Source organism: Spirosoma lituiforme (assembly GCF_054776635.1).
Window position 1 is genome coordinate 496895 of record NZ_BAAHBO010000002.1, and the last position, 14256, is coordinate 511150.

10 protein-coding genes and 1 riboswitch are annotated in these 14256 nt (G+C 53.3%); of the genes, 3 read left to right on the forward strand and 7 right to left on the reverse strand.

What is annotated here, in order from left to right:
* Positions 1 to 4: 4 nt before the first annotated feature.
* A riboswitch (TPP riboswitch) is annotated at positions 5 to 96 on the reverse strand.
* Positions 97 to 311: 215 nt separating this feature from the next.
* Positions 312 to 2183, reverse strand: coding sequence for an alkaline phosphatase (locus ACYU87_RS10520; RefSeq protein WP_461134022.1), 1872 nt, complete (start codon positions 2181 to 2183; stop codon positions 312 to 314).
* 339 nt (positions 2184 to 2522) lie between these two features.
* Between ACYU87_RS10520 and ACYU87_RS10525 the strand changes: the two genes are divergently transcribed.
* Positions 2523 to 4025, forward strand: a complete 1503-nt coding sequence (locus ACYU87_RS10525; RefSeq protein WP_461134023.1) for a choice-of-anchor I family protein — start codon at positions 2523 to 2525, stop codon at positions 4023 to 4025.
* Positions 4026 to 4245: 220 nt separating this feature from the next.
* On the opposite strand, the gene ACYU87_RS10530 is transcribed toward ACYU87_RS10525, so the two are convergent.
* Positions 4246 to 5235 (reverse strand): amidohydrolase family protein, encoded by a 990-nt coding sequence (locus ACYU87_RS10530; RefSeq protein WP_461134024.1) that lies wholly within the window; start codon positions 5233 to 5235, stop codon positions 4246 to 4248.
* A gap of 224 nt (positions 5236 to 5459) precedes the next feature.
* Between ACYU87_RS10530 and ACYU87_RS10535 the strand changes: the two genes are divergently transcribed.
* Positions 5460 to 6446 (forward strand): alpha/beta fold hydrolase, encoded by a 987-nt coding sequence (locus tag ACYU87_RS10535; RefSeq protein ID WP_461134025.1) that lies wholly within the window; start codon positions 5460 to 5462, stop codon positions 6444 to 6446.
* A 33-nt stretch (positions 6447 to 6479) separates the two neighbouring features.
* Here the strand turns inward: ACYU87_RS10535 and ACYU87_RS10540 are convergent, their stop codons facing one another.
* The 4 genes from ACYU87_RS10540 to ACYU87_RS10555 form a co-directional block, all read right to left on the reverse strand.
* On the reverse strand, positions 6480 to 8135 hold the full coding sequence (locus ACYU87_RS10540; RefSeq protein ID WP_461134026.1) for a Na+/H+ antiporter: 1656 nt from the start codon (positions 8133 to 8135) through the stop codon (positions 6480 to 6482).
* A 147-nt stretch (positions 8136 to 8282) separates the two neighbouring features.
* Entirely contained in the window at positions 8283 to 10508 is a 2226-nt protein-coding gene (locus ACYU87_RS10545; protein WP_461134027.1) for a xanthine dehydrogenase family protein molybdopterin-binding subunit, read from the reverse strand.
* 104 nt (positions 10509 to 10612) lie between these two features.
* The gene (locus ACYU87_RS10550) at positions 10613 to 11602 is read right to left on the reverse strand and encodes an FAD binding domain-containing protein (RefSeq protein ID WP_461134028.1); all 990 of its coding nucleotides are present in this window, start codon (positions 11600 to 11602) and stop codon (positions 10613 to 10615) included.
* Positions 11599 to 12225, reverse strand: a complete 627-nt coding sequence (locus tag ACYU87_RS10555) for a (2Fe-2S)-binding protein (protein ID WP_461134029.1) — start codon at positions 12223 to 12225, stop codon at positions 11599 to 11601. Before ACYU87_RS10555 ends, ACYU87_RS10550 begins: the two co-directional genes overlap by 4 nt.
* Positions 12226 to 12475: 250 nt before the next feature.
* Here ACYU87_RS10555 and ACYU87_RS10560 point away from each other — a divergent pair, with 250 nt between their 5' ends.
* Entirely contained in the window at positions 12476 to 12964 is a 489-nt protein-coding gene (locus ACYU87_RS10560; RefSeq protein WP_461134030.1) for a DUF3995 domain-containing protein, read from the forward strand.
* Positions 12965 to 12993: 29 nt separating this feature from the next.
* Here ACYU87_RS10560 and ACYU87_RS10565 read toward each other — a convergent pair whose 3' ends face one another.
* The gene (locus tag ACYU87_RS10565; protein ID WP_461134031.1) at positions 12994 to 14076 is read right to left on the reverse strand and encodes a LamG domain-containing protein; all 1083 of its coding nucleotides are present in this window, start codon (positions 14074 to 14076) and stop codon (positions 12994 to 12996) included.
* Positions 14077 to 14256: the final 180 nt, after the last annotated feature.

The following is a 14256-nucleotide window of genomic DNA, read 5'->3' on the forward strand; positions in this document are numbered from 1 at the left end:
AAAAAGTTGCATTCTCGCTTTTCCCTCCGCAGGTATTATCCTGTTCAGGTTCAAAGGGTGATCTCTCAGCCCGGTTGGGCACCCCTAAAGCTTGTGCTTGTTAGCACGGCAAATGTAGAAAACGTTTTTTAGTAACCGGGCCGATGGCCTGAATTATTTTGAATTAGATATATGGATCAATAAGCATACGGGTCCCTTTCTGCTTCTCTTTTTCACAGTAAAGAGCCTACACGTGCCAACTGCAATCAGATTACACAACCAATTTAAGATTAGAAGAACGATAAAATAAACTAGAGCAATAGTCTTCACAATCAGTGAATAACAGCACTCGCGTGCTTGCCCTGACCAGCCTGGTACTTCTGTAGAATGGCCATAATTTTATGCTGAATGTCGGTGTTTTCGTAAACGCCCCGAAAATCCAGCGAGTACGGACCGTAGGCAAAAACAGGCACCATAATACCCGAATGGTCGTTGGTACTGAAGTTCCCATCCACGTAGCCGCGCTTCAGATCGCCATCCAGCAGACTTAGTCCGCCCGTTTCGTGATCGGCGGTGATAATGACCAGCGTTTCGCCGTTTGCGTCGGCAAAACGGATCGCATCCCCAATGGTGCGGTCAAAGTCCAGCATTTCTTCCACCACATACCGCATGTTATTAGCGTGTCCACCGTAATCGATCTGAGCGCCTTCTGCCATGATAAAAAACCCTGCTTTATTCGGTGCCAGCTCGTGCAGTGTTTTCTGGAGGCTTCGTTGTAAAAAGTCCTTTCTCCCCTTGTTAACGGCAACGACCGATTGATCGTCGAGTAGCACAAACGGGCGTTTCAGACGGTCCAGTTGGTCAAAGGTTGTACCGATCTGGTATCCTTGCTGCTGTAGGGTATCCAGGATGTTCTGATCCTTGAAGTGCCGGTAACCACCCCCGATCAGAATCTGAACCGGATCCTGAAGGAAATCAGCCGCAATCTCCCGCTCAAACATACGGTCGGGCTGATGCGCAAAAAAAGCCGCTGGCGTCGCATCGGTCACCGGACCTGCCGAAATTACCCCGCTAACCATGTTCCATTTTTTGATCAGCGCCGGAATGGCCGGGAGGGCTTTTCCCGTCGAATCGACCCCAATGGCTCGGTTATTCGTTTTGTGCCCCGTCGCCATGGCCGTGGCACCGGCCGCCGAATCCGTGATGTAAGTATCGGCCGCGCTGGTTTTGGAAAACCCGATATTCAGCAGTTTGGCCAGGTTCAAGTCACCCCGGTTTGCGGTAAGGCCCGCGTAAATCTGGGCGAGGCCCATCCCGTCGCCAATCAGTAAAATCACGTTTTTAACCCGGCTGCGGGAATCATTGTTCCGGTACGTTGGCTGGTACAGCGTATACGGGGTGGGATTCTGATACTCAGCCGTCTGGCGTTGCTTCAAAAAGTGCCCGAGGGCAGCAATCTGATCGGTATTGATGTAATCGACTCCCATGTTCATAAGCGTTTTCCACGTGTTAATGTTATCCGGAGTTGCCCAGAACCGAATTTTTTTACCCTGCCGGTGAACCTGCTGAATAATAGCCTGGATCCTGGCCCGTTCTTTCTTCACAATCAACCCTTTTCCGTTCCAGCGGGTGTAATACGGAAATGCCTGACTGATCAGACCCACGTGCGCAAGCTGCTCGGGTGTATAAGCCATCTCGGGGCGTCCATCGAACTGAAGCCAGTCGGGATACTGGCTGAATTGGTCCGGTGCGGGTACGTTGCCACTGACCACCACTTTTACCACGCCACCAGCCCCAAAAATATCCGGGTAAGCACTCAGCGCACGGACCAGCAGCGGTAAGGATAAGCGGGCCGGGGTTTTCAGGTCGATGAGCCATTGCAGGCCGTAGTTGGTATCAGCGTATATCTTGCCCTTGTTGGCGCGTACTTTCTCGACAATGAGTTTAATGTACAACGCGTCAAGCGTCCGGTCGGCGGTAATATTGGCCGAGTCGTGGGCTACATACAGCTGTCCATTCCGGGCGTATATGTCCGCTTCGATGGAGCCAAACGCCTGGTCATACGCCTGCCAGAAGGGGATAGTCTGTTCGTAATCGTTGTGCGAGTGCGCCTGTGCTGGCGAGTAAACTGTACCTGACTGAGCACTGACCAGCGTAGTCCAGCCAATCCAGAAGGTAAGAACGGAAAGTAGTTGTTTTTGCATTGACGTAATAAAAACTCCGGCAATCTACATACGGAGAAGCCGTTGTTGACCTTACCGGACGAAAGCGGCCAGGCTACTATACAGGCCATATTTTCACTAAAGGTAACCTGGAGCTACTTGCCGAGATGGCCAGTCGATCATTCTTAATAGATTGATAACAGCGTTTACCCAGTTGTCTAAACGGGCCAAACCAACACGGTGCACCGGGGCGACCTGGCCCGGATAAGCCTGGCGATCTTTCGGGCTTCTTCGTTAAATAATTATTATGCTTACGGATTCGGTCGGTCCGGTCTTCATCATCCCGTTACTTTCGCTGCTCTTTAATTTCATTTTAATGCTATGATGAATACTGGAAGACTAGCTACCGTTGTACTACTGGCCCTGTTAGCGCAAAGCTGCGTTGACGATCACCGCCTGAACCCGGTTTCTGAAGATCCCGCAACGTTCAAAGAAATAGCCTCTGCCGATCTGGGCGGAACGGCCTCCGCCCAGATCGCGGCTTACGATCCCATCAGTAAACGGCTGTTCGTGGTTAATAACGAAGCAGCCCCGAAAGTAGATATTCTGAACCTGTCAGCGTACCCAGCGGTGACAAAAGAATCGGCCATCAACGTTTCGTCGCTGAGCGGGGGGGCCAACAGTGTGGCCGTTAGCGGGGGCAAGCTGGCGGTGGCGCTGGAGGCCACCAACAAACAGCAGAACGGCAGCGTTCTTGTGGTCAACACCAGCACGCTGGCAACCATCAAGCAGGTTCCGGTAGGGGCTTTGCCAGACATGGTTACGTTTAGTCCCGACGGGGCTTATATCGTTACCGCCAACGAAGGAGAGCCATCTGCCGACTACAAAACGGACCCCGTTGGCTCGGTGTCGATTATTAACGTAGCCGACAATTATAGTGTACGCACCCTCACCTTCGAATCGTTTGCGGGGTCACAGACGCAGCTGGCAGCCGGGGGCTTTCGGGTATTCGGCCCAAACGCATCGTTGGCCCAGGATGTTGAGCCGGAATACGTAGCCATCTCACCCGACTCGAAAACCGCCTGGGTAACGCTTCAGGAAAACAACGGCATGGCGGAAATTGATCTCGTTGCGGGTAGTATCCGGCGCATCGTACCCTTCGGCACAAAGGAGTTCAGCCAGGCCGGTAACGCCATCGATCCCAGCGACCGCGATAACCAAATCAGCCTGCGAACGGGTCCCGTCAAGTCTTTTTTTCTGCCCGACGCGATTTCGTACTTCTCCGCCAACAATGCCAACTACGTCATCACGGCTGACGAAGGTGATGCCCGCGAGTACACAGCCTTCGATGAGCAGGTTCGTATTGGAAACCTTGCGCTCGATGCCACCATTTTCCCGAACGCAGCTACCCTGAAACAAAACGCGAATTTTGGCCGCCTGCGGGTAACCAATACGGCCGGTAACAGCAACGGCGTGTACAAAGAATTGGTCGGATTTGGCGGTCGGGGGTTCAGCATTTATAATGCGGCAACCGGACAGCGGGTGTACGAAGCAGGCAAAACCCTGGAAGAAAAAGTCATTGCGGCTAACCTGTACGACGATGATCGGTCGGACGATAAAGGCATAGAGCCGGAGGGCGTTACAGTAGGGCTGATCAACAACAAGCCGATTGCTTTTGTCGGCATGGAGCGGGCCGATGCCGTGGCGGTTTATGACGTCAGTAACCCATCAGCCCCGCAGTTTTTGCAACTCTTCAAAACGGGCGACGCCCCGGAAGGCGTCCTGTTTGTGTCGGCGGCTAACAGCCCCAACGGGCGCACCATGCTGATTGTGAGCAGTGAAGGCGACGGAATGGTCAAGATTTATCAGCCAGACCAGCGGTAATTCTTTTTCGACTGACAATAGATACAGTTAAACAAAACGCCGGGCCGCAGTTCATAAACTGTGGCCCGGCGTTTTGTTTAACTCTGCGAAAGACTGCATCCGTGGTTCGTGTCCTCGCGGCCCACCTGTCAGAAGAAAATTGGCTGACGCATGAGCGGTTCGTATCCTCACGAACCATGGACATAGTATGCAGTATTGGTCTTTTCTTTGATTTATTTCACTAGTTGAACTTACTGGCATCCAGCCGAAAGAAACGAACCGCATTATTGAACAAGATGTCACGCTTCTGATCGAACGAGAGGTAGTCGGCGTTTTCAATGACGCTCAGGGAGGTTTCGATAAGCTTGGGCCACACCAGTAAATCCGTTCCGTAGAGAATCCGTTTGCCGAAACCCGCCTGCACCAGTCGCTTCAGGTAGGCGTGAATTTCAGCTTGCGGGTAACTCCAGATAAAACCCGCCAGATCGACATAGACATACGCATTGGCTCCCATCAGAGCAATCATCTCGTCGATCATGGGGTAACCCGCGTGCATCACCCACAGCTTTAACTTCGGGTGACGAGCCAGTACATCTTCCAGCAGGAAAGGTCTTCCCAAGGAGGCCCGGTATTTCGACTGGGACAGGTTCGCCATGCCGTTGCCGCCCGTTCCCATGTGGATGCCGACGGGTATGTTCAACTTTTCCGCAGCAGCAAAATAGCCGTCCAGACTCATGTCGCTGGGCGACAGGCCCTGATACTGCGGAGCAACTTCACCCATCACCTGGTAAAATCCCGACGAAAGTGAATCGGTGAAGGCCTGTACGGTCATCTCGTTGGGCGAACTGACGCCTATACCCGCAATGACGCGGCCCGGAGCAGCTTTTTTCCATTTTCGCAGAATCACAGGATCGCCAAAGGCAACGATCGTCATGTTGAGACGTGCCATCGTGCCCAGCACCGCCGTTTGCATTTCCTGGTCGGATTTTGCCGGTTGCAGGGGTTCCGCACACTCGGTGTTCAGGAAAGCACGCATTTGCTGATTAGGATCGCCACCCGGCATGTCCCGTAGAAACCAGGGACACATCTCCACGGCGAAACTTGGGTTCACTTTCATGGCGTGTACATGCACGTCAATGATGGGGAGTGGCCGTTTGGGGGGCGTAGTTTGCGCTCCCGCGCCGGTTAGCAGGCCGTTCAGACAGGCCAGTAGCAGTACAGTTTTTCTCATGAGCGATTAGGATGGAGTAGTCAATGTGTAATAAGCACACAAAAGCCAATGACTACTTTATAGAACCTCTTTTTTAATTCGTTACATAGCACTATCTTGAACTTATCTTGTTTTTTGGAAAGTTTGATGCGCATGGTACCTAATGTATATACCTAACTGAATCAGATAGCCATTAAACTAACAGATCACCTCAAAGAGTCTTCTCGTAAGCAGCCTTAACGCCCATGAATAGTAAGCTCAGCCCGTGGTTAATTATCTGTTTACTGTTGACAGGCCTAGCCTCCACATCAACCACGGTGAGCGCTCAGCCAGGTCAGGTTCAGGCCAACGGTATTCGTCTGGCTTACGAAAGTTTTGGCCCAAAAAACGCGGAAACGTTCCTACTGATTTCCGGTACAGGCACTCAGCTTACCATGTGGCCCATTGAACTCTGTGAGCAACTGGTTCAGCAGGGCTACCGTGTTATCCGATTCGATAATCGGGACGCTGGTCTGTCGACCAGACTAGAGCAGGCAGGACAGCCGGACTGGACCGCTATTTCGAAAGCGCTACAGAGCAGGCAAAGGCCCCCACTACCCTACACCCTCGATGACATGGCAACCGATGCCGTGGGCTTACTGGATGCGCTGGAAATTAAAAAGGCTCATCTGGTTGGTGCCTCTATGGGGGGCATGATTGCCCAACGAATCGCTTACAACCACGCCGACCATGCATTATCCCTGGCCAGTATTATGTCGGGTGGCGGCAAAGCAACATTTCCTTTGGTAGCTAAGCCAGCTCTGTTTGCGCAGATCCCCCCTCCCGCCCCCCCAACAGATACCGCGGCCTACATCGGGCAAGAGGTCCAGACCCGATTTGTCCTATCGGGAACTACGTACTCGCTTACGCCGAACCAGCTAAAGCAACAGGTGGAAGCAGATGTCAAGCGATCTTATTATCCGGCGGGTACCAGTCGTCAGAGCGCGGCTTCGCTGGCGGGTTTCTACGCCGATCGCGTGGCTAAGCTCCAAACAATTAAGGCACCCACAATCGTCATTCACGGCAGTGAAGACCCGCTCGTTGTGGTCGATGCAGGCCGGGACGTAGCAGAGCAGATTCCGGGTGCTTCGTTTACGTTGATCAACGGAATGGGGCATTCGATTCCAAACCAGCTAGCCTCCCAATTAGCCAGCTTACTGATTCAGAACGCAGCCAAAGCAGCCAGAAAATAAGCAGTCCATTGCCGTTGAAGTTCTGACCACCCCCTATTCTCCGGCGGCTTGTTCGGACGCATCCAGCCGAGCCATTTCCAGATCCAGTCGACGTTCAGCCGTTCGGAGCACCTCGTCACTAAAGCGGTTTTCCCGGGCCAGTTCAACGAGTAAAGCCTGCTGGTATTCACCGAGCGTCCGTTCAGCTGCGCGCAGTTCACTGACTAGTGATCGCTCTTCGGTTGTCTGTTGACCAGACGACGGCTGTTCCGAATCGCCCCCCCTATCGAGTACGGCACCCAGTTCGTTGACCAGCAATTGATACCGCCGGGCAAGCGTTTGTTTTAATGGAATAGGCAGGGTCGTTGGAAACTCTTCCTTCAAATACGTCAACGCCCGGCTGGCCAGCAGGAACTCCAGCGCCTGATCTTCCCGCGCCTGATTGTTCTGAGCCTCAACGCCCAACAGCCGAATCAGCAGGGGCAGGGTCATCCCCTGTAATACCAGCGTAGCCAGAATAACGACAAAGGCCAAGAAAAGAATCAGCGGTCGTTGGGGAAATACCTGTCCGTTGGCCAGTGTGAGCGGAAGCGCCAGCGCCGTTGCCAGGGAAATAACGCCCCGCGTTCCGGTCCAGGCCACAATCATCACGTTCCGCCAGTCGACTTCGTTGGGTTGTTCACTGGTATCGGAATCGGTTGAATCAGACCCCTTCGACCAACCCAGCAGGTGAGGATAATAGGTACTGAAAAACACCCAGAGGATTCGGATAATGATGGTAACGGCGCTGATGATAACGCTGTCGATAAACAGCTCTTTTGCCCCGTAGTCGCGTAAATCGGCCACAATAGCCGGCAACTGCAAGCCAATCAGAATAAAGACGACCCCTTCGAGCAGAAAAATAGCCGTGTCCCAGACAGCCCTGGATTCCAGGCGGGCCTGTGGCGAAAAAACCTCCGGGGTAAGGCGAGTGATCAGGAGTCCGGCGCTAACGACGGCCAGAATCCCCGATGTATGCACATGCTCGGCGGCCAGATATGCTACGTAAGGAGCCAGCAAAGTCAGACTGGTCTGAATCGTTGCACTGTGTATTCGCCGGAGCGCCACGGTTATCAGCCAGCCCAGCACACCACCGATCAGCAGTCCGCCCCCAGCCAGCACCAGAAATTGCAGACTGGCCTGCCAAAGCACAAAACTGCCCGTCATGACAGCCGCCACGGCATAGCGATAAGCTACCAGGGCGGAGGCATCGTTGAGCAGACTTTCTCCTTCCAGAATGGCAATAACCCGCTTGTTCAATCCCAACCCTTTAATGATGCTGCTGGCCGCTACCGCATCCGGGGGTGACACGATGGCACCTAATACAAAAGCCATGGGCCAACTGAAGCCCGGAATGGCGTAATGGGCCGCCACCGCCACAGCCGTTGTCGTAAAAAAGACCAGCGTAACGGCCAGGGTAGCAATGGGTTTGATGGACCGGGTAAACTCCTGCCAGGCTGTTCTGGAAGCAGCATCGTAGAGCAGTGGCGGCAAAAAAATGACCAGTGCGACTTCAGGATCCAAGGCCAGATTGGGCAGGAAGGGCACAAATCCCATGACCAGACCGGTACCCACCAGCAAAATCGGGTAAGGAAGTTTGATTTTATCGGCAATGGCCGACAAGCCGATCAAAATAGTGAAGATGAAGATAACGGTCTGAAAATTTGCCATGCAAAGAGGATTAGGTATACTGAGCAGAAAGTGGGCGGGCGAGAAGCGTAGCCCTCTCTCTGTCAGTTAACCCTACTCGTTAGGCTATACGTTCAGCGTTCGCTTATAGTATGTTCCGTTTATCTACTGATTGGTAAGGCAACGCAGCTATGCCAGCACCTTGTCCGGCGTGACGGGAAGGTCGCGATGGCGTTTGCCGGTAGCATGGTAAATGGCATTGACAATGGCTGACACGCACCCCACAACCCCCATTTCGCCGATGCCTTTTACCCCCGCCGGATTGACTAGTTCGTCGTCCTCGGCAATGAAAATATTTTCGATATCTTTGATATCGGCGTTGACCGGAACGTGGTATTCGGCCAGATTGGGATTCATGATGCGGCCCGTGCGAGGATCGCGCAGGGTATCTTCGTGCAATGCCATGCTCAGTCCCCAAATCATGCCCCCCAACAGTTGGCTGCGGGCCGTTTTCTCGTTAACGATTTTTCCCGCCGATACCACCGACAGAAGCCGGGATACGCGCACTTCGCCAAGCGCTTCATCAACTCGTACTTCGGCGAAGATGGTGCCAAACCCGTACGTCGAGTATTTATTCTTCTCCGCACCCGCCTTCGATTCCTGCATTTCTTCCAGCGGTTTGTTACCGTTTCGTTTCAGCAGACTGCTCAACGATTCACCCTTGCGTGGGTCCGACTTTCGGTAAAGCCGGCCTTTCTCGATCATAATCTCCGACTCAGGCGTGGCGTAAAGCGGTGACTTGGTATCGTTCAGGGCCATCTTTTTGGCCTTCGTCAATACCTCTTTCGCAACCTGCACTACGGCCGAACCCGTTGTAACGGTGGTGCGTGAGCCCCCCGATCCCACGGCTTCCGGGAAACGCGTATCACCTGCGGCCAGGGTGACCAGATCGGGCGAGATGTCGAAAATTTCGGCGACCAGCTGGGTAATGATCGTAAATGTACCGGTGCCAAGATCCTGCGTCGCCGTTTCGACCCGTACCGTTCCGTCTGCGTTCAGTTGTACTTTCGCCGATGACTCACCCCGGTTAACGGGATAAACGGTCGTCGCCATCCCCATACCGATCAGGTGATTCCCGTCGCGCATGGACCGGGGCTCGGCGTTTCGCTTCGACCAGCCAAACTGCTCGGCTCCCCGTTCGTAACACGCCCGCAACGATTTACTCGTATACGGCAAATTCCGGTGCGGGTCCGTTTCGGCATAGTTTTTTAGCCGCAACGCCAGGGGGTCCATCTTCAGCAGCGAGGCCATTTCATCAATGGCGCATTCGAGAACAAATACTCCCGGTGCTTCGCCCGGTGCCCGCATGGGTGAGGTCAGGCCAATGTTGGCCCGAATAAATTTGTGCGTCGTCTCCTGATTCGGAACAGCATAAAGCATACGGCTGATGACACCAGCGGGTTCGGCGAAGTCATCGAAATCGTCTGTCTGGGCAATCGTGTAATGCCCCATCGCCGTAAATTGCCCATCGGCTTTGGCTCCCAGCGAAAACCGCTGCACCGTGGCCGAGCGCGATCCCACCATGCCATACATGTGTTCCCGTTTGAGCACCAGCTTAACAGGCCGCTTGATGAACTTAGCGGCCAGTGGCCCCAGCATATTCTGCGAGAAAACGGTACCCTTGCTGCCAAAGCCCCCGCCGATGTACTGACAGATAACCCGCACGTTTTCTTTGGGTATGCCGAACAGCTCAGCGACCCGCTTCTGCGTCGATGACACCCCCTGCGTAGCTGAGTACATAGTGAGCTTGTCACCTTCCCAGTACGACACCAGCGCATGCGGTTCGAGGGCATTGTGGGTTTGGGTAGGTGTCCGATAGGTTTCTTCAAAGCGAACCGTTGCCTCACCCATGCCCGCCTTCATGTCTCCCCGTTGCGTATCCACCTGATCGTCGCCACGAGGCAGTCGTTCGGGCTTAACGGCTTTGTCCATGTTAGCGGGCAATTCGGGTTTGAGAGCCTCCACATCGTAGGTTACGCGCACTCGGTCAGCCCCTTCGGTAGCCGCTTCGAACGTTTCGGCGAGCACGACCGCAATCGGCTGATTGTTGTAATGCACCTGGTTGTCCTGAAACACGTGCAGCACGCGGTCAGTAGCCTGGGTCGAATTTTTATTTTTATCCATCCCCCCTATTTTAGGCGCGTTCTCGTGCGACATGACGCCTACCACGCCGGGGACCTTCAGGGCTGCACTCGTATCAATCTGCCGGATGCGTCCGTGGGCAACCGTGCTCATAACCAGCACACCGTGCACCAGGTTAAGCCGTTTTATATCAGCCGAATAGCGGGCTACGCCGGTTACTTTCTCTTTACCCTCGATCCGGTTAATCGGATCACCAATGAGTTTCTTTGCCATACTGTTGAGTGGTTTTTGACAGGATTAACTGGATGGACAGGATTTACTTCATAGCCCGTTAAATCGAAAAATCCTGTCTATCCAGTTAATCCTGTCACCGAATATTACATCACCGTTTGTAGGGAGCGAACGATGGTATTTTCGGCCAGCTTAATCTTGAATCCGTTGTCGTTCTGCGGTTTTGCTCCCGCCAGCAGTTGTCCGGCTATCGCCCGAAATGTGGCTTCGGTAGCAGGCTGACCGACGGCCTGTTTTTCAACCTCGGGCATTCGCCAGGGTTTGTGAGCCACTCCGCCCAGCGCAAGTTGAACGTCCCGAATCATCCCATTGTCAACAGACAGCCGGGCAGCCACCGATACCAGCGCAAAGGCATAGGAAGCCCGATCACGTACTTTCTGGTAGTGTGATTTACCCGCCATACGAGGAGTCGGCAAATCAATAGCGATAATCAGTTCGTTGGTTTCCAGCACGTTGTCGCGCTGTGGTGTATTGCCCGGCAGGCGATGAAAATCGATCAGTGGCACCGACCGGTTACCGTTTGGCCCCTGGATCTGCACAACGGCATCGAGCGCACTCAAGGCCACGTTCATATCGCTGGGATTCGTGGCAATGCAACTGGAAGAAGTCCCCAGGATGGCATGAATCCGGTTGAATCCACCAATAGCTCCACAGCCGCTCGGTCCGGCGTTGGGCGTCGGATTCCGTTTGTTGCAGGGCGTACTGGTATCATAAAAGTAATAGCAGCGGGTCCGTTGCATCAGGTTTCCGCCCATCGTCGCCATATTGCGAAGCTGGGGGGAGGCCCCCGCCAGTAGCGCCTGCGCCAGCAAAGGAAACTGGTCGGTAATTAGTTTATTAGCGGCTACGTCACTGTTCCGGGCCAACGCACCGATGCGCAGACCCGTTGCCGTTTTGGCTACTGTGTCCAGTGGCAACCGGCTAATGTCGACCAACGTATCGGGACTCTCGATCCCGTATTTCATCAGATCGACCAGATTCGTTCCGCCCGCAATGAACCGGCTGGCGGGTGACGTACCGACGAGCTTTATCGCGTCGGCGGGCTGGTTGGCCTGCACTAGATCAAAATTTTTCATGCGCGCTGTCCTCCTTTTTGTACTGATTCTATGGCATCGACAATGCCAGCATACGCTCCGCAACGGCAGATATTGCCACTCATCCACTCGCTGATTTCTTCGCGCGATTTTGCGTGCCCATCCCGGATGGTGTTCACCCCCGACATAAGCTGACCCGACGTACAGAAGCCACATTGAAAGCCATCGTGTTCCAGAAAGGCCGTTTGCAGAGGATGTAACTGATCTTTGCCCGGTGCCAGCCCTTCTACAGTCGTTATGTCGCGACCCTGTTGCATCACCGCCAGGAGCAAACAGGCATTTGCCGTCCGGCCGTCGACGTGCACGGTGCAGGCTCCGCATTGGCCATGATCGCACCCTTTTTTAGTCCCTATCAAATCAAGGCGTTCGCGCAGGACATCCAGCAGCGTTTCGCGCGGCTCCACATCTACCTTGTATGTTTTGCGGTTTACCTTGAGCGTAATGGACCGCTTACCCGCTGGCAGCAATTCGGCATTTTCTTCGGTGACCGGAGTAGCGGACAAGCGCAGGGGCGGCACGACAAACAGGCCTGCCAGTGCGGTCGACTGTTTCAAAAACCAGCGTCGACCAGCCCCGTCGATGAGGTACGTTGTTCTAGCATTCATTTGTTGAGCGTGTTCTGGAGCCGGATGTAAACGCAAGACGAAAAGCCGCCTATGTAACGTAAGCTCTATGCTTTTTTAACTTTTTGTTATCGGAACTGTTTCGGTCAGGCCAGAATAGTTATTGTACTTTATGGTTTCTGCTCGTCTGAAGCGCAACACCCTTAACCTTTGATGCCGACTTGCGCAAAAAATCCCATTAATAGACTAAAAAAATAACTTAATACACTTATTTTGGGCTGACCTTTCAGCCGTGACCAGCCAGTCTTATTTGCCCGGCTATGGTCACCTTTCGCTGGCCTTACCCTGCAAACAAATGAACCTGTTGATCGGAAGTTTACTTTTCGCCATCTTTCTTTTTTTGTCCGTCCTTCATGCTTACTGGGGGTTTGGCGGCCGCTGGGCCAGTCAGGCCGTTTTCCCCACGAAGGATGACCAGACAGCAGCCGTCATGCCCGGTGCTGGCCCTACGTTTATTGTGGCCATTGGGTTGCTGGCCATTGGCTTATTCATCATACAGAAAGCAGCCCGGCTTGGGTGGCCTCTTCCGATATGGCTTGATCAGTATGGGTTGTGGCTTATTGCCGGGCTTTTTCTGCTGAGGTCCATTGGCGACTTCAGGTACGTTGGCTTTTTCAAAACGATCAGACACACGGCATTCGGCCGAAATGACACAGCCTATTATTCGCCGTTGTGTCTGATCATTGGGATACTAACGTTGATTATGGCGCTAAACGCCTGACCAATCAATGGGCCGTTGTCCGCTTCGCTCTACTTATGGCTGGTAAATCGAATTCCGCTGGTATCGGCCAGGCGGGCAATCAGGCCCCAGCCATATAAGTAATGCGCTACCCCAACCAGAATTTCATTCTTACCAGCTTTCAGCGCCAACGGAACACTAGCGTTTTCCAGCGTGCACCGACCTTCGTTCTTGGCATTGGGTGTGCCGAAATAATTTTTATCGACATAAACGATTTGTCCATTCACCAGCATCCACACTTCGTCGCTGAAACCGAGCTGTAGCGTCTTTTGCTGATCCTGATCCGAGTACAGTGTCGTCTTTAGCCAGGCCAGCCGACGCCCATCATTCGGCACTCCGCCGTAGCGGGTGGACAAGTTGACCATCGCCCGCCGATCGGCCTGAATAGGTATCCAATTGGCTGTACTATCCGGAATGTCGGTTGTATTTCGGGTGCCATACATGCTGGGAAGTGGGAAGACCGGCTCTTTGCCAAAAGGCAAGTCGATGGCTCCATTCACGTGCCAATGCCTTAAGTAGCGCGTATCAGCAGCCACCAGGTTATCGTCGTCCTGCAATGACTGTTTTACCGGCGTAGCAGGCTCGATTCTGAGATTGGCATAGATCACATTGCCGCTAAGCGAGATGCCTCCCCTATCTGTCGAAGCATCTAACTGAGAAATTTGCAGACTTGGCCGACTCATGTCATTGACATAGACACGCATCTGACGCCCGGAAACAACCAGTTTGACATGGTTCCAGCCAGACTGATGAATAACAGCACCCGTCTGGTAGTCGTCGTAAAGATCCCACATACTCACCCCATCAACGATAGGAGCGTACTGCAGGGTCGTGCGCAGTTCGGGCGGTACCGGACCAAAGGCGCGGATGTATACGTTTTCGCCGTTCTTCCGATCTGCCGACATACGAAAATTAATACCAGGAAAGCCAACACCCAGCAACTCAACGTCAAACTCAATGGTGCCATCCGTAAATTGGTGGTCGTTGAGGAAGATCTGATAAGGCGTCTTGTTTTTACCCCGAACGGCTTTTACCGATCGGTGCGTACTAAATTCGACCTGGCTGGAATCGAATGTCCAATAGGCGGCCTCCATGGGTATGTTAACGCTACCGGACGTCTTTTTAGCGAGCTTTGGCGACTGCGCTATCGTGGCACATATATTGAATAAACAAAGACAGATACTAGGCACTAGCATCAGCAGAATACGGTTCATGGGGGCTTATCGGTTATTATTTATCTTTAGCCATTATTGACTTAGGCCAAACATAGAAAA

Excerpts from the sequence above, each read along its gene's own strand:
- ACYU87_RS10555 (WP_461134029.1), bottom strand. The coding sequence starts at position 12,225 with ATGAATGCTAGAACAACGTACCTCATCGACGGGGCTGGTCGACGCTGG.
- ACYU87_RS10520 (WP_461134022.1), bottom strand. The coding sequence starts at position 2,183 with ATGCAAAAACAACTACTTTCCGTTCTTACCTTCTGGATTGGCTGGACT.
- ACYU87_RS10550 (WP_461134028.1), bottom strand. The coding sequence starts at position 11,602 with ATGAAAAATTTTGATCTAGTGCAGGCCAACCAGCCCGCCGACGCGATA.
- ACYU87_RS10565 (WP_461134031.1), bottom strand. The coding sequence starts at position 14,076 with ATGGAGGCCGCCTATTGGACATTCGATTCCAGCCAGGTCGAATTTAGT.
- ACYU87_RS10535 (WP_461134025.1), top strand. The coding sequence starts at position 5,460 with ATGAATAGTAAGCTCAGCCCGTGGTTAATTATCTGTTTACTGTTGACA.
- ACYU87_RS10530 (WP_461134024.1), bottom strand. The coding sequence starts at position 5,235 with ATGAGAAAAACTGTACTGCTACTGGCCTGTCTGAACGGCCTGCTAACC.
- ACYU87_RS10540 (WP_461134026.1), bottom strand. The coding sequence starts at position 8,135 with ATGGCAAATTTTCAGACCGTTATCTTCATCTTCACTATTTTGATCGGC.
- ACYU87_RS10545 (WP_461134027.1), bottom strand. The coding sequence starts at position 10,508 with ATGGCAAAGAAACTCATTGGTGATCCGATTAACCGGATCGAGGGTAAA.
- ACYU87_RS10525 (WP_461134023.1), top strand. The coding sequence starts at position 2,523 with ATGATGAATACTGGAAGACTAGCTACCGTTGTACTACTGGCCCTGTTA.